The sequence below is a fragment of the Fibrobacter sp. genome, from assembly GCF_045601785.1.
GTDB lineage: Bacteria > Fibrobacterota > Fibrobacteria > Fibrobacterales > Fibrobacteraceae > Fibrobacter.
In genome coordinates this window covers 43,052-67,356 of sequence record NZ_JAZSAF010000037.1, presented here as the reverse complement: position 1 = coordinate 67,356, position 24,305 = coordinate 43,052, and the positions used below count along the sequence as shown (strand labels likewise).

18 protein-coding genes and 1 tRNA gene are annotated in these 24,305 nt (G+C 50.9%); 15 read left to right on the top strand and 4 right to left on the bottom strand.

Annotated features, from left to right (window positions below; all coding sequences use genetic code 11):
• The 4 genes from ACKI61_RS05620 to hisD form a co-directional block, all read left to right on the top strand.
• The coding region (locus ACKI61_RS05620) for a nucleoside monophosphate kinase (RefSeq protein ID WP_407456790.1) at positions 1–451 on the top strand (451 nt) is incomplete at its 5' end.
• Between the two features lie 165 nt (positions 452–616).
• The gene (locus ACKI61_RS05615; protein WP_407456789.1) at positions 617–2,791 is read left to right on the top strand and encodes a polysaccharide biosynthesis tyrosine autokinase; all 2,175 of its coding nucleotides are present in this window, start codon (positions 617–619) and stop codon (positions 2,789–2,791) included.
• 7 nt (positions 2,792–2,798) lie between these two features.
• Positions 2,799–4,502 (top strand): citramalate synthase, encoded by a 1,704-nt coding sequence (cimA, locus tag ACKI61_RS05610; RefSeq protein ID WP_407456788.1) that lies wholly within the window; start codon positions 2,799–2,801, stop codon positions 4,500–4,502.
• Positions 4,503–4,505: 3 nt separating this feature from the next.
• On the top strand, positions 4,506–5,795 hold the full coding sequence (gene hisD, locus ACKI61_RS05605; RefSeq protein ID WP_407456787.1) for a histidinol dehydrogenase: 1,290 nt from the start codon (positions 4,506–4,508) through the stop codon (positions 5,793–5,795).
• A 10-nt stretch (positions 5,796–5,805) separates the two neighbouring features.
• Here hisD and ACKI61_RS05600 read toward each other — a convergent pair whose 3' ends face one another.
• On the bottom strand, positions 5,806–6,804 hold the full coding sequence (locus ACKI61_RS05600; RefSeq protein WP_407456786.1) for a GGDEF domain-containing protein: 999 nt from the start codon (positions 6,802–6,804) through the stop codon (positions 5,806–5,808).
• Positions 6,805–6,919: 115 nt separating this feature from the next.
• Between ACKI61_RS05600 and ACKI61_RS05595 the strand changes: the two genes are divergently transcribed.
• Positions 6,920–8,176 (top strand): amidohydrolase, encoded by a 1,257-nt coding sequence (locus ACKI61_RS05595; RefSeq protein WP_407456785.1) that lies wholly within the window; start codon positions 6,920–6,922, stop codon positions 8,174–8,176.
• An 8-nt stretch (positions 8,177–8,184) separates the two neighbouring features.
• Here the strand turns inward: ACKI61_RS05595 and ACKI61_RS05590 are convergent, their stop codons facing one another.
• The 3 genes from ACKI61_RS05590 to nadB all read right to left on the bottom strand — a co-directional run bounded on the left by ACKI61_RS05590 (position 8,185) and on the right by nadB (position 11,681).
• Complete coding sequence (locus ACKI61_RS05590) at positions 8,185–8,892, bottom strand: CvpA family protein (RefSeq protein ID WP_407456784.1); 708 nt, start codon at positions 8,890–8,892, stop codon at positions 8,185–8,187.
• Between the two features lie 6 nt (positions 8,893–8,898).
• Positions 8,899–9,969 carry a serine/threonine protein kinase gene (locus ACKI61_RS05585; RefSeq protein WP_407456783.1) on the bottom strand — a complete coding sequence of 357 codons (1,071 nt, stop codon included), beginning with the start codon at positions 9,967–9,969 and terminating at the stop codon, positions 8,899–8,901.
• A gap of 125 nt (positions 9,970–10,094) precedes the next feature.
• A complete protein-coding gene (gene nadB / locus ACKI61_RS05580; protein ID WP_407456782.1) occupies positions 10,095–11,681 on the bottom strand; it encodes an L-aspartate oxidase in 1,587 nt (528 codons plus the stop codon).
• 235 nt (positions 11,682–11,916) lie between these two features.
• Here nadB and ACKI61_RS05575 point away from each other — a divergent pair, with 235 nt between their 5' ends.
• The 10 genes from ACKI61_RS05575 (at position 11,917) to ACKI61_RS05530 (ending at position 24,305) form a co-directional block, all read left to right on the top strand.
• Positions 11,917–12,747 (top strand): TIGR02147 family protein, encoded by an 831-nt coding sequence (locus ACKI61_RS05575; RefSeq protein WP_407456781.1) that lies wholly within the window; start codon positions 11,917–11,919, stop codon positions 12,745–12,747.
• Positions 12,740–14,683, top strand: a complete 1,944-nt coding sequence (locus ACKI61_RS05570) for an FISUMP domain-containing protein (RefSeq protein WP_407456780.1) — start codon at positions 12,740–12,742, stop codon at positions 14,681–14,683. Before ACKI61_RS05575 ends, ACKI61_RS05570 begins: the two co-directional genes overlap by 8 nt.
• A gap of 112 nt (positions 14,684–14,795) precedes the next feature.
• Positions 14,796–16,574 (top strand): FISUMP domain-containing protein, encoded by a 1,779-nt coding sequence (locus ACKI61_RS05565; RefSeq protein WP_407456779.1) that lies wholly within the window; start codon positions 14,796–14,798, stop codon positions 16,572–16,574.
• A gap of 121 nt (positions 16,575–16,695) precedes the next feature.
• Positions 16,696–18,648: a peptidylprolyl isomerase gene (locus ACKI61_RS05560; RefSeq protein WP_407456778.1), complete on the top strand. Its 1,953-nt coding sequence runs from the start codon at positions 16,696–16,698 to the stop codon at positions 18,646–18,648.
• Between the two features lie 66 nt (positions 18,649–18,714).
• A tRNA-Glu gene (locus ACKI61_RS05555) sits at positions 18,715–18,787 on the top strand.
• 143 nt (positions 18,788–18,930) lie between these two features.
• Positions 18,931–20,163: a beta-ketoacyl-ACP synthase II gene (gene fabF / locus ACKI61_RS05550; protein ID WP_407456777.1), complete on the top strand. Its 1,233-nt coding sequence runs from the start codon at positions 18,931–18,933 to the stop codon at positions 20,161–20,163.
• 190 nt (positions 20,164–20,353) lie between these two features.
• Entirely contained in the window at positions 20,354–21,355 is a 1,002-nt protein-coding gene (locus ACKI61_RS05545) for a hypothetical protein (protein WP_407456776.1), read from the top strand.
• A gap of 102 nt (positions 21,356–21,457) precedes the next feature.
• Positions 21,458–22,384: a hypothetical protein gene (locus tag ACKI61_RS05540; RefSeq protein ID WP_407456775.1), complete on the top strand. Its 927-nt coding sequence runs from the start codon at positions 21,458–21,460 to the stop codon at positions 22,382–22,384.
• 93 nt (positions 22,385–22,477) lie between these two features.
• Positions 22,478–23,077, top strand: coding sequence for a riboflavin synthase (locus ACKI61_RS05535; protein WP_072799199.1), 600 nt, complete (start codon positions 22,478–22,480; stop codon positions 23,075–23,077).
• On the top strand, positions 23,064–24,305 hold the full coding sequence (locus ACKI61_RS05530) for a bifunctional 3,4-dihydroxy-2-butanone-4-phosphate synthase/GTP cyclohydrolase II (RefSeq protein ID WP_407456774.1): 1,242 nt from the start codon (positions 23,064–23,066) through the stop codon (positions 24,303–24,305). Before ACKI61_RS05535 ends, ACKI61_RS05530 begins: the two co-directional genes overlap by 14 nt.

Sequence of the window (24,305 nt, the reverse complement as noted above, 5' to 3'; positions counted from 1 at the left end):
CGAAATTTTCGGCCGCTTCATCGAAGGCCTCATCAACACGAACAAGGTGAACCCGGACAAGGATACCCTCCTCCTCGACGGTATTCCCCGCACGGTTGCCCAGGTCAAGCTCATCGAATCCGTCGTCGACGTGAAGCACATCTTCGTGCTCGACATCAAGGACGAAAAGACTATCGTGGCCCGCCTCCTCAACCGCGCAAAGATTGAAGGCCGTAAGGATGACGCCGACGAAGCCGTGATCAAGAACCGTCTCAAGGTTTACAAGGAATCTACCGCCAAGGTTCTCGGCAAGTACAGCAAGTCCATCATCAGCCGCATCAACGGCGACAACACCCCCGACGAAGTGTTCTGCGACACCCTCGCCGCCTATGTGAAGTTCTGCAAGAGCGCTTGCAAGGCTTCTGCAAAGGCCAAAAAGCCGGCCAAGAAGGCCACCAAGAAAGCCAAGTAAGGCGAGCACTACAAAGTAGCGCAACGCTAAGTAATTGAAACTACCTTTAGAATGAGTTCCTGGCAGCCTGCTCGGGGACTCTTTTTTTATGCGGAAATCTTAAAAAATACTTTCATGGTTCTGCCCGTTTTTCTATTTTTACAGAAAAGTTTTTAAGGGAATGAAATGGAACCAAATACACAATTAGCTCCTGTAAATACAGCTCCGGCAGTGACTCAAAACAAGGACGATGACGAAATTGATCTCCTTGAAGTTTTAGGCTTGTTGCTGAAGCATAAACTATTCTTGGGCTTTTGCATCGCTTTGGGCGCCGTTGTGGGTTTTTTGGCATCGAACTGGATGAAACCCCAGTATACGAGTGACGCCCTTTTGCAGATTGATGTGAAGGGAAACAAGGCCGGTAAGGCCATGGGTGAGATGGGTGCCCTTTTGGAAGTAGCGAGCCCTGCCGAAGCCGAAATCGAACTTCTCAAGAGCCGCATGGTCTTGAGTTTCGTTGTTGAAAAGGAACACCTTTGTTTTAATGCCTATCCGGTTGGAGCGATGGACCGATTGCTCCATAAAGAAGGCCGCATGGACTTGGAAAACCTTTACATTCCTGAAATTGCGCGTGCTGAAAAGTGGATGGCTGAGGTCGTCAGCGAAAACGAGTTTGCCGTCTACACTCCCGAAGGGGTGAAACTTTTGCAGGGGCCGATTGGCGAACGACTCTCCGCTCCCTATGGCGGCGATTCTCTCGTAATTCAGGTGAAGCACTTGATTGCGACTCCGGGCCAGAAATTTGTGCTTGCCCAGTCCGATCCACTAGACGCGGTTCGGGGGCTTGTCAAGCAGCTGAATGTGGCCGAAAAGGGTAAGCAGACTGGCATTATAGGCGTTTCCTATACACACCGCTATGCCGATAGGGCAGCCTCGATCCTGAATTCCATTGCGAACATCTATTTGCGCCAGAATGTTGAAATGCGTAGCGCCGAAGCCGAAAAGACTTTGGAATTTTTGGAACAGCAGCTGCCTGGTGTGAAGGCGAAGCTCGATACCGCTGAAAAGAAATTGGCTGATTACCGCCATAAGATTGGTTCTGTGGATATGGGCGGCGAAACGCGCGCTCACCTCGAGAAGGTGTCTTCTCTTGAAAAGCAGATTCTCGATTTGGAACAGCAGCGTCAACAGGCGACCCGCTTGTTCAAGGAAGAACATCCGTCGGTCCAGACTATTGTGAAGCAGCAGGACAAGCTTCGTGACGAACTTTCCCGTCTGCGCGGTTCTGCTGCAAAAATGCCGCTTACCCAGCAAGAAGTCTTGAGCCTGCAAGAAGGAGTGGCTGTGAACAACGCCCAGTATACCTCCATGCTGAACAACATCCAGCAGTTGCGAGTGGTGCGTGCCGGCGAAGTCGGCAATGTGCGTATCGTGGACTATGCTCAGATTGAACGCAGGCCATCTAAGCCGAAAAAGAAGGTTATCTTTGCGGGATGCGTTGGTGGTTTCTTCCTTTTGGGAGCCTTGCTGATTTACCTGATGCAGATGACCCGTCGCGGTGTTCGCAGCTCTCTTGAAGTGGAAAGGGAAACCGGAATCAGCGTCTATGCGAAGATTCCGAGAGCTGAAAATGCAGTGCTTTCCAAGCGTAACAGGGGCAAGAATGTCAGACCGTTGGTTGAAGAAGATCCTGATTCTCCTGCAAGTGAGTCGCTGCGTTCGCTCTACACGGCAATTGATTTTGCGGTAACGGATTTGCGCGTGATGATGGTGACCGGCATGGTTCCTGGTGTGGGCAAGTCCTTTGTCTCTAAGAATGTGGCGGCACTTTTTGCGGGCTCCGGCAAGAAAACCCTGTTGATTGATGCGGACATGCGCCGTGGCGTTATCTATAGCCGTCACAAGCAGGGGTTGGGCGATGTTCTTGAGGGTAAATGCGCTCTTGAAAACGCAGTCGCAGATTCAATTACCAAGAACCTGTATGTTCTGGGTGCCGGAAAAACAGACGTGGCTCCGAGCGAGCTTTTGCGTGGAGACAAATTCAAGAATCTTTTGGAAGAGGCGAAGTCTCAGTATGATATCGTTGTTGTCGATACGCCACCTTTGGAATTGGTGACCGATTCGGAACTGATTTACCCTGTAGTGGATTTCGCCTTGTTTGTGCTTCATTACGGAAGACATTCGATGGATCAGATTAAGGAATCCATGATGAAACTTGATCGCTGCTGCGAAGACAAACCGCGTGCATTCGTGATGAACCATTGTGAACACGAAGGTCATGGTTATGGCTATGGTTGTTATGGTGGTTACGGCTACTATGGCAAGTACGGCTACTATAGCAAAGACAAAAAGAAAAAGTAATTAGCTCATGAAAGTTTTTTTATACGACACGACTCTCCGCGATGGAAACCAGGATCGAAAGATAAGCCTTTCGCTTGCCGACAAGCTGCAGATTGCCCGTATTCTGGACCATTTTGGTTTTGACTATATCGAAGGGGGCTGGCCCAATCCGAGCAATCCGACCGACGAGGAATTTTTCCAGAAGATTAAGGATGTCAAGCTGAAACATGCAAAGATTGCTGCATTCGGTTCTACGCGCCGTCCGAAGGTGCTGCCCGAGAACGATCCGCTGTTGCAGGCGCTCGTGAAATCCGGTGCACCGGTCAAGACGATTTTCGGAAAGAGCTGGGACTTGCACGTGACCGATGTGATTCGCACGACTCTTGAAGAAAACCTCGACATGATCGAATCTTCGGTTGCTTACCTCAAGGAATATTCCGAAGAGGTAATTTATGATGCTGAACATTTCTTTGACGGTTACAAGGCCAATCCGCAGTACGCACTTGAAACGCTGCGCGCTGCAGAACTGGGCCATGCCGATTTTATCGTGCTTTGCGACACCAACGGCGGAACCATGCCGTGGGAACTCGAAGAAATCATGAAGGATGTGAAAAAGCACGTTTCGACACCGATCGGCATCCATGTGCATAACGATGCGGGCCTTGGCGTGTGCAACAGCATTTACGCCGTGAAGAGCGGTGCGACCATGGTGCAGGGCGTGGTGAACGGTTACGGTGAACGTTGCGGTAACGCGAACCTCACGACTATCGCCGCCGACCTCCACTTTAAAATGGGTGCGAAGTTTTTTGCGGCAAAGAAAATTGCTCGGCTTCGTCAGTTGAGCAGCAACGTCGATCAGATTGTGAACTTGCCGAGCGACGTGCACGCCCCGTATGTAGGCGATGCGGCCTTTGCTCATAAGGGTGGCGCCCACATCGATGGCGTCATGAAGGTGTCACGCAGTTTTGAACATATTGACCCGCACGCCGTCGGTAACGACCGCGTGTTTGTCACCAGCGATCAGGCGGGTGGTTCTCTCGTCGTTGAAAAGCTCAAGGCAATCAAGCCGGGTATCGACAAGAAGGATCCTGTGGTAGGAAAGCTTCTTACCCTTATCAAGGAACGCGAAAACGCCGGTTGGCATTTCGACAGTGCCGAAGCTAGCTTCAAGATGCTTGTGTACCGCCACCTGGGAATGGTCAAGGAACCCTTCAAGGTACTGAACTACCGCGTGATTGAAGACAAGACTCCGCAGGGTGTTTCTGTGTCTCAGGCAACGGTCAAGCTCCAGATTGGCGACAAGATCAGCCATCAGGTGAGCGAAGGCGACGGCCCGGTGAACGCTCTGGATGCTGCTCTCCGTAAGGCGCTTCTCCCGTTCTTCCCGAACATGGCGAAGGTCAAGCTCGACGACTACAAGGTGCGTGTTCTGGGTTCCAATGTGGCATCCGATGCGACTGTCCGTGTGTGGACGACGTTTGGCGACGAGAAGGGTTACTGGAACGTGGTGGGTGTGTCAAGCAACATTATCGAAGCTTCTTGGATGGCGTTTGTCGATGGTCTCACCTACAAGATTCTGGTGGACAACAAGGTCATCGAAGGTGCCTACAAGCATCTGGACGTGAAACCCGTTGCGACGACTCCTGTAAAAGAGGAACCTGCTACGTCCAAAACGAAAAAATTGACTGCCCGCAAGGTTCGCAATCTTGCCGGTGTTTCAAGGAAGAAATAATCCATGCAAATCGTAAAAGTTACTCCGAAATCTGCTGAAATTGAACGCATCTGCGGGCGTGAGGTTGCTCCGAGCAAGGAAATTCACGACAAGGTGATGCAGATCCTTGCCGACATCAAGAAGGGCGGCATCGCGAAGGCGACGGAATACGCCCAGAAGTTCGACGGCCTGAAGGGCAAGAACATTCGCGTGCCGGTTTCGGCCATCGCGAAGTCTGCCGCCAAGTGCCCCAAGGAACTGCAGAAGGCCTTGAAGCAGGCCATCAAGAACGTGCGCGACTTCCACAAGAACCAGATGGAAGAATCCTGGCTTATGGAAGGTGCCGATGGCGTCGTGCTCGGCCAGCGTATTCGCCCCATGAAGCGGGTTGGCCTCTATGTGCCGGGCGGTGCGGGCATCTACCCGAGCACCGTCATCATGAATGCGGTTCCGGCTCTGGTGGCGGGCGTGCAGGATATCGTGGTGGTGACCCCGATCAAGGGCGAAATCAACCGCGCAGTGGCTTTTGTGCTGCAAGAACTCGGCATTACCGAAGTCTACCACATCGGCGGCGCTCAGGCGATTGGCTTGCTCGCTTATGGTGCGAAGGATGCCAAGGGCAAGACCGTCGTGGAGCGCGTCGACAAGATTGTGGGACCGGGCAACGTGTTTGCCGCTATCGCCAAGAAGGAAGTCTTCGGCGTCGTGGATATCGACATGGTGGCAGGCCCCAGCGAAGTGCTGGTGATGGCGGACAACACCTGCGATCCGGACTTTGTAGCGGCAGACCTGCTTTCTCAGGCGGAACACGGTTCCGGCTTCGAGGCTGCCATCTGCATTACCGACAACATGGAAACCGCCCAGATGATTAGCGCCTGCGTCGATGTGCAGGTGGAAAATTCCCCGAAGAAGGAACTCCTCGAGAAAGTGCTCGGCAACTTCGGGCGTATCCTCGTGGTGAAGGACTGGTTCGATGGCGTGGAAATCGCGAACCGCATCGCTCCGGAACATTTGGAAGTGATGACCAGCGAAGCCGAATCCATGGCGGCGCAAATCGAAAATGCGGGTGCCGTATTTATCGGTCCGTGGTCCTCTGAGCCGGTAGGCGACTACTTTGCAGGCCCCAACCATGTGCTGCCGACAAATGGCACAGGCCGCTTCTTCAGCCCGCTGGGCGTGTACGACTTCTTAAAGCGCATGAGCATCATCCGCTACAGCGAGAAGGCCATCAAGAAGAATGCGAAGGCCATTGCCGCAGTCGCTACCGAAGAAGGCTTTATCCACCACGCTGCCGCGGTCCTTAAGAGACTTTAGCAGGGCCCGGTCAGAATAAAAACATTGTGCCGTCGCCGAGGTTCACGCAGACTTTGTTGCGCCCCGCTTCCTTGGCGTAGTAGAGGGCATCGTCGGCGCGTTTGATGATTGTTTCGACCGTATCGCCGTCCTTGCGTTCGGTGAACCCTACGCTGATGGTGACGGAGATGGAATCGTCCTGGTCTGGCAACTGAATCTTCATGGATTCGATGCTAGCGCGGAGCCGTTCACCGACGATTTTTGCGTTTTCGATGCTTGTCCCAGGCAAGAATATGGTGAATTCTTCGCCGCCGTAGCGTACCGGCATATCTGTAGGACGCAAGCAATGTAGAATCGACTTGGCGACGGCGATGAGCACACGGTCTCCGACAAGGTGGCCGTAAGTGTCGTTGATTTTTTTGAAGTGGTCGATATCTAGCATGAACGCTGAAAGGTGTAAGTTCCCGGAGTTACTTCGGCTCAGTTCGCGGGTGTACATTTCTTCGAGCCAGCGCCGGTTATGAAGTCCCGTAAGAGAATCCACCTTGGCATTTTCCTCGATGCAGCGGATGTGGTATTCTTCTTCGCAAACGACCTTGTTGTTGGTGCGTATGCGATGGCTCAGAATTTGTAAAAAGTTGAGACAGAGATCGTGCGAGGCGTTGAGCATGGCAAGTGCCGTGTCTCCGTCGATGATTAGAATTTTGCAGTTTTCCTTTGCGAAAACCTTGGCACTTGGCTTAATGTTGTCGAAGATGGACATTTCACCGGCGCAGTGTCCGGGCTGGATATAGTCCTTGAAAACGCCGCCTTGCGCTTCGACGTGTACTTCCAAAAGGCCGTTCAAAAGAACGAGAAGTCGCCGTTTGGGCTGTTCCGGGTCAATAAGGAGCGCTCCGGGTTCGGGATAAATCGTTTCACAGCCAAGCAGGTATCCTGCGAGGCTTTCGAAAGAGACATTCTTGAAAATCTCTTGCCGCTGGAATTCTGCCCTGGATATGGGCAACGTTTCTAGTTCGTTTGCGCTCATACCATAATTATATATTAAAAGTTTTGAAAATGAACTGTAGGGGCTCTTTTTTTGAAAAAATTTGTCTCCTTTTTCTAATATTGTGATACAATTCGGTAGAAAGGAGTTCCTTCCAATGGCCAAGCTGGTATTACAATCTGTATTATTCCAAGGAAAAGTTCAAGATATCTTGATTTCGGGAAAGAAATTTGCCAAGGTGGGCCGCCCGCTGACGGCTCGTGACCGCGAAAAGGCAGATATCGTGGATTGTAAAGGCCTTGCAATTGTTCCTGCGTTCTACAATGGTCACACTCACGCTGCCATGACACTTTTGCGTGGATATGCCGACGACATGCCGCTGATGAAATGGCTCACGGAATACATTTGGCCGTTCGAGGCGAAACTTACGGCAAAGGATATCGAAATAGGATCGCGCCTTGCCGTTCTTGAAATGATCAAGTCGGGCACCGTGTTTTTCTCGGATATGTACTGGCAGCGCGAAACGACGATGAAGGTGGTGAAGGAAATGGGAATCCGCGCCACCATTGGTGTGACCTTTGCCGAAAACTTAATGACATCGCAGCAGGTCGAAAACAATTTCAAGTTCCTGAAAGACCATCGACTAGAATCCGAGCGGGTCAAGCTTGCGGTAATGCCGCATTCGATCTATACGGTCGGCGAAAAAATGTTCAAGCGGTGCGCAAAAATTGCTCGTGAAGAAGGCTATGTTCTGCATACTCATTTGTCTGAAACACTCAAGGAAGTGAAGGACTGTAAAAAACAGTATGGTTGCACTCCTGTGGAACTCCTGGACAAGTGGGGGGTGCTGGACGATAATCTGGTGGCTGCCCATTGTGTTCATTTAACGCAAAACGACATGTCGCTGATGGCCGATGCAGGCTCTGCGGCAATCCTTAACCCTTGCTCGAATCTGAAGCTTGGCAGTGGAATTCCAAAGATTGCTCAGATGATGGATAGTGGTATGTTGCTGGGTGTTGGTACCGATGGAGCGTCTTCCAACAACAACTTGGACATGCACGAAGACATGAAGCTAGCATCTCTCCTGGCGAAGGCTGGCGGTCAAGCTGACGCGTTGCCGGCCTGCGAAGTGCTGAACATGGCGTCAGCCCATGTGGCTATGGCTTATGGTATTCCCGCTGGAGTGATCGGCGAAGGATTTTTGGCGGATGCCCTGCTGCTGGATCTAAAAAACGAGCGCTTGAATCCGCTACATAATCTTGAAAGCAACTGGGTTTATGCCGCAGACAGCAGCGCCATCCATTCGGTTCTCTGCAACGGCAAGTTTGTGATGAAAAATCGCCATGTCGATGGCGAAGAAGATATTGTCAAAGAAGCGAATGCCTGTGCCCTAAAAATTGCAGGCCGAAAGTAACAAAAAGCTTATTCTTCTCGCAGTTGCCCCGAGAGCTCGGGAGCTTTGTCCGAAATTTTGTCCACGGCATCGTCCACGGCTTTCTGGACGGATTCCTTGGCGGCATCAGCTGCTTTTTCGGAGGCTTCCTGAATAGCTTCGTTGACCTTTTCCTTAGCGATTTCGGTAGCCTTTTCTGTAGCCTTGTTCGCCATGTTCTTGGTGAATTCCGATGCCTTGCGTTCTGCAACACCGACCAGGTCGAGCGGCTCGGAAGAGTATCCCATGGTCTCTAGTGCGCCCTTGTAGGCGCTGTAGGCGACGGCATCGTCGCGGGTTTCCTTCACGACTCCACCGAAAGGGAAAATGTGAAAAATGGTCAAGATGACAAAGCAAATGAGAAGTGCCTTGATGACACCGAAAACTCCGCCGAGAATGCGGTCGGCTTTGCCCGCAACAGTGCCCGTGATGGCCTTGTTGACGATGTGGCCTATAAAGAGTAGGGCCAAGAAGGGAATCAGAAAGCCGATGCAGATGCACACGAGCGTCGTCGAAAATGTGCTTGTTTCTAGGGCTTCTGCGATGGTTTCCGAAAGTAGGCTGTTTGCAAAATAGGCCCCAGCAATGGCCGCAGCCCAGGCGAGAAGCCTAAATATTCCACGTAAAAAACCGTGCCACACACCAATGAGCGTGAAGAAAAGGATAATGACAAGGCAGACGATGTCGATAGAATTCATTTGTTGTTACTTTATAACAAAATGGAACAAAATAAAAGAAACTAAACTTGCAAGGACGGCGCCGATGGCGGCACCCTTGAAAAAGTGAAACTTGAAATGCGATGGGTAGGTCGGCGGATTCATGAACAGAGTCTCGTCGATGGAATCGGTCTTCTGCTTGATGGAATCCTTGACGGCAAATATCCAGGACGCCATGTAGGGCACCATGTCTCGTGGCAGGTTCCGCATGGTAATCGAAAGCTGTTCGGCGGCGTCGAATGCGGTAAGGGGGCGCCTGCGTGGATCCTTGTTTAGCAGCTTGACAATCAGCTTTTTCAGACGGCTGGGCAGTTCCTTTGAGAAAGCCTTCTCGGTGACCTTGAGCTTCTGGATGCGCTGTATGGTGTCGCTGAAGCTTGTGCCGCGGAACAGGTTCTGTCCCATGAGCATTTCGCAGGCGATAATGCCCACGGCGAACAGGTCAGAGGCGGGCGATGCTTCTTCACCTACGGTCTGTTCGGGACTCATGTAGGTGACCGTCCCGAGGATAGCTCCCGTTTGCGTGAGGCGTTCGGCTTCTTCGCCCTTGCTGAACGAAAGCGGCGATTCGGTATGGGCGATCCCGAAATCGAGCAGGTGGATTCTACCGTCATTGTCGACCATGATATTCGCAGGCTTCAGGTCGCGGTGCACGATTCCCTTGCGGTGGGCTTCTCCCAGGGCGCAGAGGATTTCGTGCAAAATTGCTTCGACCACCCACAGCGGCGGTTGCTTTACCTTGTCTAGAATCTGTCGCAGCGTGAGTCCGTGCACAAACTCCATCGAAAGCGAGAGCTTGCCGTCTTTTTCTTTCCAGAGCGCGTAGGGCTTGGTAATGGCGGGGTGGTTCAGGTGCGCAAGGATGTTGCCTTCTTGCATAAAGCGGCGGATGTTCACGTCGCTGTCTTCGATGTCCTGCTGCATCTGCTTCACGACGACCATGCGGTCCAGCGACTTGTCGTGGCAGAGCCACAGCTTGCCCATGGCGCCGGAACCGAGTTCCTGCGTCGGCGTGTATCCGCCAATCTTAGAAGGCTTTGTATTCTTCGCTTCGCTCATAAATCAAATGTTTTGGTTTGAGGTCGCTTCGCTTTAAGCTCGGGCTTTCGCCCTTTGAGTTATAATCGCGCCTTTGGCGCCTTTATTTAGCTCATAGCCTTGCGAAGCAAGGCGTCCTCAGAACCTCATCGCTCAGATCCCTTTAAGTAAATCGTGTGGTGCTTTGTCTTCGGGTCCAGATTCGGGTAGTCCAGAATGTAGTGCAGTCCGCGTGATTCCTTGCGGCGGAGCGCTGCGGTAAGGATCATCTTGGAAACCTGCAGTGCGTTCAGGAATTCAAGGTAGTGCAGATTCTCGGTTTCCTTGTTCTTGACGGCAGCATCGATGTCCTTTTGAAGGTCTTCGATGACCTTGAGCCCTTGGTTGAGCCCCGCTACGGTGCGCACGATGCCGCAGTGCGTCCACATAGTATCCTGCAGAAGTTTCTTGCGCTTGCGCCAGTAGGCGGCCTTGGTGAAGGAGACCTTTTCTGTCTTGTTCGACTTGCTCGGGACAATTTTCTCTTTCAGCAGGCCGCTTTCGCAGATGTTGTCTACCGCGCGGATGGCGTAGACGACGCTTTCCAGAAGCGAATTGGATGCAAGTCGGTTAGCACCGTGGACGCCGGTGGCGGCGACTTCGCCGCAGGCGTACAGACCGTTGATTTCGGTCCTGGACCAAGTGTCGACCAGTACGCCTCCGCACATGTAATGTGCGGCCGGCACCACCGGAATCCACTGCTTGGTGATGTCGATGCCTGCTTCCATGCACTTGGCGTAAATGTTGGGGAAGTGGCTCTTGATGTCTTTCGGCGTGCGTCCGCTAAGGTCGATGAACATGTTCGGCTTGCCCAGGCGCTGCATTTCGCTGTGGATTGCGCGTGCCACGATGTCGCGGGGTGCAAGCGAGTGCAGTGGGTGCACCTGGTTCATGAACTCTTCGCCCTTGTAGTTCTTGAGAATGCCGCCGAATCCGCGCACCGCCTCCGAAATCAGGAACGGCTTCTTGAGCTGGGGGGCGTAAAGGCTTGTGGGGTGGAACTGCATGAATTCGATGTCTTGCAAGGCTGCCCCCGCGCGTGCCGCAATCGCCATGCCGTCGCCACAGCTATCGGGCGGGCATACGGTGTACTGCCAGATGCGGCCGGCTCCACCGGTAGAAAGGATAGATGCCTTTGCGTAAAGGTCTTCGACAAGGCCCGTCTTCTGGTGGATGATCTTTGCGCCGATGCAGCGCTTACTCTTGCCTTCGCCCTTGCAGATCAAGTCCTTGATGTAGCAGTTTTCGATGTAGTGGATGTTCTTGTGCTTGTGCAGTTCGCAAAGCAGGGCCCGCATGATTTCCTTGCCGGTGAGGTCCGCCGCATGCAGAATGCGGTGGTGGCTGTGGCCGCCTTCAAGATGCAGGTCGAATTGGCTCTTGTCTATAGGCGACGGGGTGAACTGCACGCCCCATTTCACCAGCTGCTGAATGGTCGCAGGGCCGCTCTTGGTGAGGATGTTCACCGGTTCCTTTTTGCAGAGTCCAGCACCTGCTTCCAGGGTGTCGTCGATGTGGAACTTGAACTTGTCTGTTTTTTCGGTAACGGTGGCGATGCCGCCCTGGGCGTAGTTCGATGATCCGTCCGGCTTTGCTCCCTTAGTGAGAATGACTACCGAAAGGCCTTTTTCTGCTGCGTGGATAGCCGCGCTCAAGCCGGAAATGCCTGCACCAAGGACCAAAATATCGTACATGACGGAGCTCCGTTGCTAAACATTGTTTCTGAACACCCCATAGATAGAAAAATTGACGATTGACGGCTAGTTTTTGAGCCTTGCGGGCGAGTTGAGTCCTATATGCAATGGTTTATTGCATATAGAAATTAATTTTGATTTTTATACTTGAAAATTGGCGTTTTTTGCAAAAATAATTGATTTTTATTGCATAAAAGTATTGCTTTCTGTTTTCGCCGAAGGTATATTTAATAGTATGAAACCGATTGTTGAATATACAGATTACCGCAAGTACATGCGAGACTTCTACGAAGAGCGCAAGAGACTCTCTGCGTTTTCGTGGAAGGAGTTTTCGAACCTTGCCGGATTTTCGTCTTGCTCGTACATGAAGGTCGTTTGCGACGGCAAGAGCAAGCTGAGCCGCGTCGGCGTGGAACGTACCGCCCAGGCGATGGGTCTTGTCGGGTTCGAAGTGGAATATTTCAGGGCGATGGTGGTGTTCTCCCAGGCGGAATCGGACGAGAAGAAGAAGGCCGCGTTTGAACAGATGCGTTCCATTGCCAAGTACCACAAGGTGCGCGTGCTGGAAGAAGACGTCTTTGATTATTATGATTCGTGGCGCAACCCCACGCTGCGAGAACTGGCTCCCTTGATGCCGGGGGCGACTCCAGGCGAAATGGCCAAGATGTGCTACCCGTATGTTTCGGCTGCCGATGTGCAGAAGAGCTTGCAGTTTTTGACGAAGGCGGGACTCCTGCTCAGGTCTGAAGACGGAAACTACACGCAGGCGGAATCGTTTGTGACGGGTTCGACCGAGGCGACGCGCCTTGCAATTCGTGGTGCGCACCGGGAAATGGCGGGCCTGGCCGAAAAGGCGCTGGACCTGCCCGTGGCGGAGCGAAATTTTACGGGCGTGACTCTCGGCGTGTCGGAAGACTCTTACGGGCGCATCGTCAAGGAACTGGACGAGTGCCGTCGAAAGATTATCGCCATAGCGACTGAAGACAAGAATATCAATCAAGTTTACCGGGTCAATCTGCAGTTGTTCCCGTTGACCCATAAAACGGGGGAGGTGTCCCATGATTAGAATCGTAAAAAAATGCTTTTTCGCCCAGGTGATGCTCCTGATGGCGGGGGTGGGCTTTGTTGCATGCGGAGATCCGTTCTCTAGGGCGGGAGCCTCTGAAGACCCGAACCAGTTTACGGCAAGTATCGAAGGTGTTATCGAAAAGGGCCCCTTCGTGAAGGGGACTAGTGTGACCCTCTATGAGCTGAACCCAGAAACCTTTGCGCAGACGGGCAAGGTGTTTACGGGAAACGTGAAAAAGGACGACGGCTCCTTCGCATTAGAAAAGATTGAGCTTGAGTCCCCGTATGCGCTTCTCGAAGCCGATGGGTACTACTGGAGCGAACTGAGTGGCCGTAAGTCGGACAATTCGCTGAAGCTGAAGGCCATCGCCCATGTAGAAGAATCGAGCAACATCAATATCAATGTGGGAACGCACCTGACAAGCTCGCGGGTACTAGCCCTTGTAGATTCGGGGATGGGTTTCGACGAAGCCAAGGTGCAGGCGGAATCGGAACTGATGAAGGCCTTCTTCGGAGAAGAGTCCAAGACAGACCTTGAAAAGGCTTCCATCTTCGACAACGAAAAACTTCTGGCACTCTCGCTGATCATTCTGATGTCGGGCTCGGAAGCCGATGTCACGGAAGCCTTGGCGAACATCTCGGATAACTTCGCAGATGAAGCTGTCTTGACGAATTTGGCGGACAAGTCGGCCATGCAGTATGGCAGCTACGGCAAAGCCCGCGAATTCATGCAGGAGAAGTTCCCGGATGTGCAGATTGGATTGTTCGAAAATTATATCGTCATGTTCTGGGAACGCATTTACGGCATTGGTGTATGCGACAAGTCCAAGGTCGGTGTGCTTGATACCATCAGGGCGGAAAGGTCGGCTGTTAACGGCTATATTGTCGCTTGCCGTGATGTTGATGATGCATATCTCTGGTTCATGGCGACGGATCTGGAAGTTTCTATCAATGGTCTTGCCGATTTCAAAGTTGGGCAAATTGTCAAATCTGTGGCCGAACCCACCAAGGCGTATGTCTACGGCAAGGATGGCTGGCGTATAGCGACGGACATGGATATTTCCGTTGAAAACCAGGAGCCTGTTGATGACGGAAGGCTGGTGAAGTCTGTGGAAGACTCAACGAAGGCCTACGTCTATGATGGCGAAGAATGGCGCGCAGCGACCGCAGATGAACTTAAGCTTGGTGAAAGTTGCACGGCATCGCGTATTGGTACCATAATCGAAGTTTCCATGGTGGAGTATGTCTGTAAGGAGTCCGAGTCGTCGGTGCTTTGGAAGAGTGCTGCAATATGGGATTTCCCCAAGGAATCCTATTTCAATGCTGATGTAAAATATGGCTCTGTCACGGACAAAAGGGACGGTCATGTTTACAAGACTGTTGAAATTGATGGCAAAACATGGATGGCCGAAAATCTCGCCTATGTAGCTAAAGGGGTTAAATGCCCTGACTCTTTGACGGTTGGTTGTGGTTACTCTTGGCACGCGGCATTTTCACTTGATCTAAAGGATACTGTTCTCGAAGACAACCACGGAATTTGCATGGATGGGTGGCATATTCCCGATTCGACTGAATGGAGAGCTCTTATTGATGCTTATGATTTGGAAAATTTGCTTTCGGAAACAGGATGGTCTTCGGGGAAGAACGGCTCGGGGTTCTCTGTAGTTCCGTTTGCGTATGCATCTGGAGCAGGGTTTAATGAAAGGTATGCTTATGATAAAATGGGCTATGCAGATTTCGTTGTTGCAAATTATATGCTGACAAAAACTTACATGAGTGTTGATTTGCCTGGTGCTCCTGCTCCCCGATATATTGCTGGATATGCAATTTCGTTCGATAATGGTGGCGCGGGAATTACAAGAATGTCTCAAAAAGATAAGGTTAGTACTCGCTATACAGCGGCTTACATCCGCTGCGTGAAGGATTCTGAATAATCAAGTAAAAATCACAAAAAGGAGTAATCTTATGCCTAATGGAATCTATTATGTCGATGACTATTCTGGAACGGATTACGCTAAAGTTTCACTTCAATAACGGAGGTCTATTATGAAGACGAAAACTACTATCTGTAAGATTGGAGTCGCTTGCTGTTTGGCTTTGCTGACGGCATGTTCCAATGATTCTTCTTCGGAAGATGTGATCTATTCGATAGACGATCTTGAAGGTGTCATCGAAAAGGGACCCTTTGTGAAGGGGACTAGTGTGACCCTCTATGAACTGAACCCAGAAACCTTTGCGCAGACGGGCAAGGTGTTTACGGGAAACGTGAAAAAGGATGATGGCTCGTTCGCACTAGAAAAGATTGAACTCGAGTCCCCGTATGTGCTTCTCGAAGCCGATGGGTACTACTGGAGTGAACTGAATGGCCGAAAGTCGGAAAAATCTTTGAGTCTGAAAGCGCTTGCGCATATAGAAGGATCAAGCGACATCAATGTCAATGTTGGAACGCACCTGACAAGTTCACGTATTCTGGACCTTGTCGATTCGGGGATGGATTTCGACAAGGCCAAGGAGCAGGCTGAATCGGAACTGATGAAGGCCTTCTTCGGAGAAGAGTCCAAGACAGACCTTGAAAAGGCCTCCATCTTCGACAACGAAAAGCTTCTGGCGCTCTCGCTGATTGTTCTGATGTCGGGCTCGGAAGCCGATGTCACGGAAGCCCTGGCGAACATCTCGGAGAACTTTGCAGATGAAACTGTCTTGGCTAAGCTCGCGGACAAGTCGGCCATGCAGTATGGCAGTTACGGCAAAGCCCGCGAATTCATGCAGGAGAAGTTCCCTGATGTGCAGATAGGCCTGTTTGAAAATTACATCGTCTCGTTCTGGGAGCGCGTCTATGGCATTGGCGAATGCGACAAGTCTAAGGTCGGTGAGCTTGATACCATCAAGGCGGAAAAGTCGGCCGTTGACGGCCATATTGTAGTGTGCCGTGATGTTGATGACGCTTATCTCTGGTTCATGGCGACGGATCTAGAAATCTCAACAGCGGGTTATGAGCCTGTTGATGACGGAAGGCTGGTGAAGTCTGTGGAAGACTCAACGAAGGCCTATGTCCATGATGGCGATGAATGGCGCGAAGCGACTGCGGATGAACTGAAATTGGGTGAAAGTTGTACTGCGTCGCGTATTGGCTCCATAGTCGAAGCTTCCAAGGTAGACTATGTCTGCAAGAAGTCCGAGTCGTCGGTGCTTTGGCAAAAGGCGTCGATACGTGATTTTCCGAAGGAGTCCTATTTCAACGCTGGTATAAAATATGGCTCCGTCACGGACAAAAGGGACGGTCATGTTTACAAGACTGTTGAAATCGATGGCAAAACTTGGATGGCCGAAAATCTCGCCTATGTAGTTAAAGGGACTAAATGCTCTGACTCTTTGACGGTTGGTTGTGAATACTCATGGAATACAGCATTGTCTGTTGCCGAAGGAGATTCTGTCGTTGAAGATAACCATGGAATTTGCATGGATGGGTGGCATATCCCCGATACGACGGAATGGATGGCTCTTGTTGATGCTCATAAATTAGAAGATCTTCTCTCGGAAACGGGGTGGGCTTCTGGAAAAAATGGAACAGGTTTTTCCATTGTGCCGATGGAGTATAAAGGTGGCGCAGGAATTGCTTATGTTTATCGTGAAGTGGGAATGGCTGATTTCGTTTCTGCCAATAGCGGCACTTCGAAGTCGAGTTTGGATTTTGAACCTAAATCAATTGTATTTGGGTATTCGGTATCATTTACAAATGAAAAGTTTGCAATTGAGCCCCAATCGCAACAACGTTATTCCGATTACGACTATGCATATGCCGCAATCCGCTGCGTGAAGGATTAACCCGTTTTTCTTGTTCAAATTGGGATTTGGGTCTAATTTGGCCCAAATCCTTTCGTTTTGTATGTGAAAACTCTTTTTTTTACTACATTTAGCCCGACAAAATTTTTATGGAGTCTACTCTATGTTAACGTGGATTAATGAAAAAGCCAAGTGGATCATCGTCATTTTCGCTGCGGGTATCGTGGTGGGCCTTTTGGCCATGGACCGTGTGCCGAACCAGGCGCACAGCTACCCGGTGGGTGTCGTGAACGACAAGAAGATCACTTACGCCGAATTTGATTCTCGCATCAAGACCATCGTCCAGAACCAGTACCAGGGTCAGCACCTCGAAGACGAGCAGTACAACCAACTGCGTACCGAAGTGTTCCGCAGCTTTGTGCGTCAGATTCTTCTGAATGAACAGTTCGAAAAGGCTGAACTCAGCGCCTCTGTGTCCGAACTCGAGTCCGAATTTAGCCGCAATCCCGACGCCGTACGCGCACGCCTTGTCCAGGAAGCCCAGATGCGTATCCGCATGATCCAGCAGCAGTCCGCAAGCCAGGAAGACTTCATGCAGCGCTATCAGGCCTACATTTCCACGCTCCCGAAGTTCCTTCTGGACACTACCTTCAACAAGGACGAGTACGATGCCTGGCTCAAGACTCCCGAGGCTTTCCGCTGGGGCGTGATGCTCCAGTTCGAAGAAGATTTGAAGCAAAACACTATTCCGATGCGCCAACTGCAGATGCTGGTCGGAGCTTCGGTGCATCCGACGACTCTTGAAGCTAATTGGGCTGTTAACCGTCGCCTGACCGATTATGAACTGCAGGTGGCGGTCGCCTCTAACGCAGACTTCAAGGTCGACGAAAATTCTGTCGATAGCGTGATGGTCGCAGGCTACTTCAATGCCCACCGCGACAGCTTCTTTGTGAAGAAGGATATGGCTCAGTTTGAGTTCGCCTATCTCCCGGTCGAAGCTACTGCCGGTGACGACGCCCGCATCCGCGAATACGCCATGACGCTTTACTACCAGCTGACTGACTCTGCTTCGACGACCACCTTCGAGGATATGGCTCGCATCTCTTCTGAAGACCAGGGTACCGCCGAGAAGGGTGGTCTCTTGAGCGACGACTATGTGGGTCGCGGCGTGTATGTGAAGGAATTTGAAGATGTCGCCTTCGCTCTCGATTCCGGTGCAGTCTCTGAACCTGTTCGCACCCGTTTCGGCTACCACATCATCAAGAGCTACGGCAAGTCCAAGGATTCCACCGGTGCTGACCTCGTCAAGGTCGGTCACATCCTCTTGATTGTGAACGCTTCTTCTGAAACGATTGATAGCCTCGAAGGCATTCTCACGAAGATCAAGACTTCTGTCGATGCAGGCAAGAGCTTTGCTGATGCCGCCAAGGAACAGGGTCTCGACACGCACACTTCCAACTGGATTTCTCGCGGCGAAAACATCGAAGGCGTCGGTTACCTGAAGGGCCTTGGCGCTTATGCCTGGCCGAACGAAAACCTGCCCGACGATGCCAGCAAGGTTTCTCCGATCATGAAGAACAACAAGTGGGTGGTCGTTGCTGAAAAGGTGCAGGACCTGAAGGCTGGCGAACGTAGCCTTGATCTCTACTACAACAGCATCAAGTCCACGCTGCTCCGCAACAAGGCTGCTGCCGCTGCCGAAGCTTACCTGAGCTCCGTTGCCGACAAGGTAAAGGCTTGGGCTCCTGCCGATAGCGCTGCCGACTCCGCAGCTGTTGCCGCAAGCAAGATTGAAAAGGTAAATGTCGAAAAGGTGACCTCTTCTGTGGATGGCTATGTGCCGGGCTTTGGCTACGGTAACGCACGCCTTGCCAAGACGCTCGAAAATGCAAAGGAAGGCGAATGGACCGCTCCCATTGCCACCGACAACGGTGCCGTGATGGTGAAGGTTGTCTCCAAGAAGGCTCCGGAAGAAGAAGCGGTGAAGGCCGCTGTAAAGACCGATGTGGCCAATGCCGCTAGCTATGTGGCCATGAGCCTTTTCAACGAGTTCGTGAACGATCTCGAAAATTCGACTTCCGTCGAAAGCAACCTGGACCTGTATTACAGGGACTAGTGCTGGTATAGACAATTCTTAGAATGTTTGCTATATTTGGGCGGCGCTTGAAATAGCAAGCATTATGGTGCCATCGTCTAGTGGTCCAGGACACTGGCCTCTCACGCCGGTAACAAGGGTTCGAGTCCCTTTGGCACTATAGAAACAGATTCCTGCAAGGGAGTCTGTTTTTTTAGTATGATGTTGCTGTAATAATATCGTAACGAAATAAACTCATGTTTCTAAATATTGTGGATGAAATAACATGTTTTAAGGTCGAGTTTTTTCTATATTTGCACCATTATGGAAGAAGTTGTAATCACTGGTATGGGGTGCGTTTCCGCCCTCGGCAATACGCCGGAACTCCTTTGGAACAACCTGCTGGAAGGTAAATCCGGACTCGCAACGATCGATCGCTTCGACGTGACCAACTATCCGATCAAGATAGCTGCCGCCGTCAAGGAATTCGATGGTTCTGAATTTATTTCTCCGCGCGATTCATCTCGTCTGTCCAGGTGCATCCAGTACGCTGTGTATGCTTCTTTCCAGGCTCTTAAGAACGCGGGCATTACTCCCGAAAACGAAGATCCGACCCGCTCTGGCGTGATTATCGGTTCCGGTATCGGCGGCATGCAGATTTATAGCGACTCTGTCGTTTCGCTTTCGAACCGTGGCCCGAGCCGCGTGTCCCCGTTCTTCATTCCGATGTCTATCGTGAACATGCCCGCTGGCGAAGTTTCCAACCGCACCGGTTGGATGGGCCCCTGCTACGCAGTGGTTTCCGCTTGCGCAACCTCTAACCACTCTATCGCCGCTGCCTACGACCAGATTCGCTTGGGCCGCGCCGACATCATGCTCGCCGGTGGTACCGACGAAACCGTGAACAATGTGGCTCTCGCAGGCTTTACCTCCATGAAGGCCTTGAGCAAGCGCAACGACGACCCGACGACGGCTTCTCGTCCGTTCGACAAGGACCGCGACGGTTTCGTGATCGGTGAAGGTTCGGGTATTCTCGTTCTCGAAAGCCTGACGCATGCCAAGAAGCGTGGTGCGAACATTTTGGCCCGTGTGGCCGGCATCGGCATGAGCGCCGACGCTCACCACATGTCTGCCCCGCGTGAAGACGGCGAAGGTGTTCGCCTCGCTATCGAAATGGCTCTCCGCGAATCGGGCCTTTCTCCGAAGGACATCGGTTACGTGAACACCCACGGTACTTCGACTCCGCTCGGCGACGTTGCGGAATGCTCCGCCCTCGAAAAGGTCTTTGCCGGTGCTACCGACAACCTCAAGGTGAACTCCTCCAAGTGCATGATCGGCCACGCCCTTGGCGCCGCCGGTGCCCTCGAAGCCATCATCACCGTGAAGTCCTTGCAGAATCAGATGATTCATGCGACCACGAACGTGTTCAACCAGGACGAACGCATCCACTTGGATGTCTGCGCCAACAAGAACACCAGCCACTCGTTCGACTACGCCATGTCCGACAGCTTCGGTTTCGGTGGCCAGAACAGCGTGCTGCTCCTCGGTCGCAACTAATTCAATGTGTGCGGCTTGCGCTGCAATGTGAAGTGTGAAATGACTAACTAAAAATTTTTCATTTCACATCACACACTACACATGACGCATTTACTAAGCCTTCTGGAGATTGTCCTCCGGGGGCTTTTTTATATTCTATAACAATTGTTATGTCGGCTGTAATGGGTATACAAACTTTTAAAGGCGAAAAATGATTTGTCCAAAATGCAATCGAAAATATGAAGACGATAAGCCCCGTTGTCTGTGGTGTGACGCTTTGAATCCGAATTACGGTAAGGCCCCGTCATTGCAGAAAAAAAAGAATGTTAAAAAAAGAGAAATTTTTGATGATGAATCTTTTGAAGACGGAACAATCTTTAAATTAGAAACCGACAAGTTTGTTATAAACGTCATGGCGATCCTCTATATGGTAAGCCTTATGATATTGGGCGTAGTAGGATGGCGCATGATAGAAGAGAAAGGCTTTCTGTGGTTCTTTTTCGTGCCGATGGAACTTTTTTTGGCGTTCTTTGTTTATCTTTTCTCAAAGAAAGTTTTGAAGGTAAAATGGTTCAAAGATAAATTTGTATTAGTTACACGCTATGGGGAAAAGGAATTCTTGTTAGGTAAACAGGCGATCTATAAGTCTGAAATAACGAATTTTGGAGATCATTACCTGATTTTCAAAAAAGGATGGCAAACATTTCGACTAGATGAAAGTGACTACCCAAAGGTTGTGAAAAAGATAATCAAAAATCAAAGTGAATTAACTGAAATAAACATAAAATGTGATGAAAAAGGAGACGAACAAGTCGTTTATTATCCAATGGCAACTTCTGGAGGAAAGCCTCTAATCTTTGTAGAATTTTTTTGTTCGCTAATTTTATTAATTCTAATTTTTTTGAAAATTCCTGAAAGAGATGGATATTCCACGGCAATATGTTTTCTGATTTCTTTTTTTGGATTTTCCCGTGCTTATAGTCATTCCTTGGCAATACTTGAAATAAAGTGGTTTAAAAACGGTTTTGTCCTTAGAAATCATTATGGAGAAAGAACTTTTTTCTTTGATGAAACCATCCCATATAAAAAGGAAACAGATAAAAATGGAATTGTTCGATTTGTTTTCAAAAAAGGATTTCAATTATTTGTAGTGAATGAGCTTGAATTTCCTGAAATTGTAAAAAAAATGAAGATACTTTATAATGTAGACTGATGATAGAGAGCCTTGATGTGTTGAATGACACAAGTAATTAAAAAGCCCTCAATTTAGTCCGCAAATTAATTAGTCTGCCTGTTTTTTTCTATCTTTGTCCCCGTGAAATTTTTTCGTTCCCTATTGATTGCGCTGGTGGCGCTCCTGTTTGCAAGTGTTTCCTTGCAGGCCGCCCCTTACGATCCGCCGACTTGGCGCGATTCTACTTGGGACTACCGCAGCGAAGACCCCGGTGATACGGTTCAATTTTCTGTGGTGAAGGGTGTGGGCGTTGCATCGACCGTGCTGATTGCCTATGGGGCGGCGTACTGGCTCGTATTCCATAAGGGTTGGTGGGACGAGCAGGGGAGTGATTTCCATTTCGAAAACGATTTTGACTATGCGCTCAACCTGGACAAGTTCGGGCATTTCGCGTCGGGCGTCATGATGGGTGAGTCCTTTTACGAAGGCTACCGCTGGGCGGGAATTTCCGAGTTCAAGTCTTACCTCTTCGCAGGTCTTTCTGCCTTTGCGACGCATGTGGCGATTGATGTAAAGGACGGATTTTCGCCGGACTGGGGCTTTAGCGTTTTCGATGTGCTGTCTGGGACGCTCGGAGGCTTTTTGCCCATGGCGGAACGTTATGTACCCATGTTCAAGTATGTTGACTTGAAATGGAGCTACTGGATCAATACCAAGGCGTATTACAGACAAAGTAAAACAGGTGTGTTTACCGATGATTACTGCAACCAGACTTTCTGGGCATCTCTCAAAATTTACCGGATGCTTCCTAAGACGGTACGCCCGTATTATCCGAGCTGGCTTGCCTTGGCGGCGGGGTTGAGCATAGACGAAGGAGTGTTTACGCACGATCCGCACCCGCACCGCGAGGTGTATATCGCCCTGGATTACGACCTGGAAGCGTTCCGTCCGCAGAGCCGCATGGCGCGTACCATTGTCAAGTACCTGAACTACTTTAAGCTGCCGGCCCCCACCGTGCAAGTTTATCCCGAATTCCACTGGTATTTGCTGTACCCGATTAAATTTTAATCGCTCGCTTGTTGCAATAAGCCCTGCTCATACCTCATTCCTCAAAGGAGCGTAGCTCCGACCTCATGGCTTTTTTGCTACATTTGCCCCCGTATGTTTACGGGTATTATTCAATCTACCGGTGAAATCGTTTCTATCGAAAGTAGGGGCGATGCGCTTACCATGCGCCTTAAGTCACCGGGCTTTTTTAAGAATTGTAAGTTGGGCGACAGTGTCGCCAACGACGGCGTGTGCCTTTCCATTGAATCTTGTACCGATGACGAAGCGACTTTTTGCCTGATGCACCAGACGGTGGAAAATACGGGCTTCAAGCAGGCTGCTGTGGGTAAGTTAGTGAATTTGGAACTTCCGTGTCGTGCAGACAGCTTTATGGGCGGTCACTTTGTGATGGGCCATGTAGACTGCATCACCGAAGTCATCAAGGTGACTCCCCGCGAAACGGGTGTGGAAGTGGACCTAAAACTTCCGGCGGATTTGCGTCGCTACGTGATTCGCCGCGGTTCGATTTCGCTGAACGGAATTAGCCTGACGGTCGCTGAAAAGTTCGAAGATTCCATTCGCGTGTGCATTATCCCTGAAACTCTGGCCCGTACCAACCTGCGTAACTGGGTTCCAGGAACTATCGTGAATGTGGAAGTCGACATGCTCGGTAAGTATATTGAAAATTATCTGAAGGAACGTGACCTTGCTTAATACCATTGAAGAGGCCATCGAAGATTTTAAGAACGGCAAGTTTTTGATCGTGGTCGATGACGAAGACCGCGAAAACGAAGGTGACTTTGTCATTGCCGCCGAAAAGATTACGCCCGAAAAGGTGAACTTCATGCTACACGAAGGTCGTGGCGTGCTTTGCGCACCGCTCCCGATCAAGCGTTGCCATGAATTGAACCTCACGCGGCAGACCGCCGAGAACACCTCGATTCTCGGGACTCCGTTTACCATCATGGTCGATAAAATTGAAGGCTGCACCACGGGTGTATCCGCTCACGACCGTGCGGCAACGATTCTCGCTCTATCGGACCCAAATTCCAAGCCCAGCGATTTTGGCAGGCCGGGGCATATTTCGCCCCTGTACGCCCAAGAAGAAGGCGTGCTCCGCCGCGCAGGCCACACTGAAGCCGCAGTCGATCTCGCAAAGCTTGCCGGACTCCGCCCTGCAGCCGCCCTTATCGAAATCATGAACGAAGACGGCACCATGGCTCGCATGCCGCAACTTCAGGAAGTGGCGAAGAAGTTTAACCTCAAGATTATCTCGATCCACGACCTCATCGATTATCGCCTGAAAAACGAAAAGCTCGTGCAGCGCGTAGCCGCTCCGCATGTGTCGACCAAGTACGGCGACTTTACCGCATACGCCTACAAAAGCAAGACCGATGGCGTGGAACACGTGGCGTGGGTCGCGGGTAACCCCGACTTCAGCAAGCCGGTTTATGTGCGCGTTCATAGCGAATGCCTTACGGGCGATATCTTTGGCAGTCTTCGCTGCGATTGCGGCGAACAGCTGGCCGCCGCCATGAAGTTCATTGGCGAGCACGGCGGCGTGTTCCTTTACATGCGCGGCCAGGAAGGCCGTGGAATCGGTCTTTGCAACAAGCTCCGCGCCTACGAGTTGCAAGAAAAGGGCTTGGACACGGTCGAAGCGAACCTGCACCTTGGGTTCAAGTCGGACCTGCGCCAGTACGGTACGGGTGCCCAGATTTTGGCAGACCTCGGTGTCAAGGAAATGCGACTCTTGACGAACAACCCGAGCAAAATTTCGGGCATTACGGCTTACGGCCTTAAAATCGTGGAACGCGTGCCAATCGAAATCAAGCCGAACAAGGAAAACCTGTTCTACCTGCTCACCAAGCAGAAAAAGATGGGCCACCAGCTGCATATCGACGGCGCTGCGTCCCAAGAGAATTTGAAAGAGGAAAAGTAA

Excerpts from the sequence above, each read along its gene's own strand:
- ACKI61_RS05585 (WP_407456783.1), bottom strand. The coding sequence starts at position 9,969 with ATGAGCGAAGCGAAGAATACAAAGCCTTCTAAGATTGGCGGATACACG.
- ACKI61_RS05565 (WP_407456779.1), top strand. The coding sequence starts at position 14,796 with ATGAAGACGAAAACTACTATCTGTAAGATTGGAGTCGCTTGCTGTTTG.
- ACKI61_RS05575 (WP_407456781.1), top strand. The coding sequence starts at position 11,917 with ATGAAACCGATTGTTGAATATACAGATTACCGCAAGTACATGCGAGAC.
- ACKI61_RS05570 (WP_407456780.1), top strand. The coding sequence starts at position 12,740 with ATGATTAGAATCGTAAAAAAATGCTTTTTCGCCCAGGTGATGCTCCTG.
- cimA (WP_407456788.1), top strand. The coding sequence starts at position 2,799 with ATGAAAGTTTTTTTATACGACACGACTCTCCGCGATGGAAACCAGGAT.
- ACKI61_RS05590 (WP_407456784.1), bottom strand. The coding sequence starts at position 8,892 with ATGAATTCTATCGACATCGTCTGCCTTGTCATTATCCTTTTCTTCACG.
- ACKI61_RS05595 (WP_407456785.1), top strand. The coding sequence starts at position 6,920 with ATGGCCAAGCTGGTATTACAATCTGTATTATTCCAAGGAAAAGTTCAA.
- nadB (WP_407456782.1), bottom strand. The coding sequence starts at position 11,681 with ATGTACGATATTTTGGTCCTTGGTGCAGGCATTTCCGGCTTGAGCGCG.
- ACKI61_RS05615 (WP_407456789.1), top strand. The coding sequence starts at position 617 with ATGGAACCAAATACACAATTAGCTCCTGTAAATACAGCTCCGGCAGTG.
- ACKI61_RS05535 (WP_072799199.1), top strand. The coding sequence starts at position 22,478 with ATGTTTACGGGTATTATTCAATCTACCGGTGAAATCGTTTCTATCGAA.
- fabF (WP_407456777.1), top strand. The coding sequence starts at position 18,931 with ATGGAAGAAGTTGTAATCACTGGTATGGGGTGCGTTTCCGCCCTCGGC.
- ACKI61_RS05545 (WP_407456776.1), top strand. The coding sequence starts at position 20,354 with ATGATTTGTCCAAAATGCAATCGAAAATATGAAGACGATAAGCCCCGT.
- ACKI61_RS05560 (WP_407456778.1), top strand. The coding sequence starts at position 16,696 with ATGTTAACGTGGATTAATGAAAAAGCCAAGTGGATCATCGTCATTTTC.
- ACKI61_RS05600 (WP_407456786.1), bottom strand. The coding sequence starts at position 6,804 with ATGAGCGCAAACGAACTAGAAACGTTGCCCATATCCAGGGCAGAATTC.
- hisD (WP_407456787.1), top strand. The coding sequence starts at position 4,506 with ATGCAAATCGTAAAAGTTACTCCGAAATCTGCTGAAATTGAACGCATC.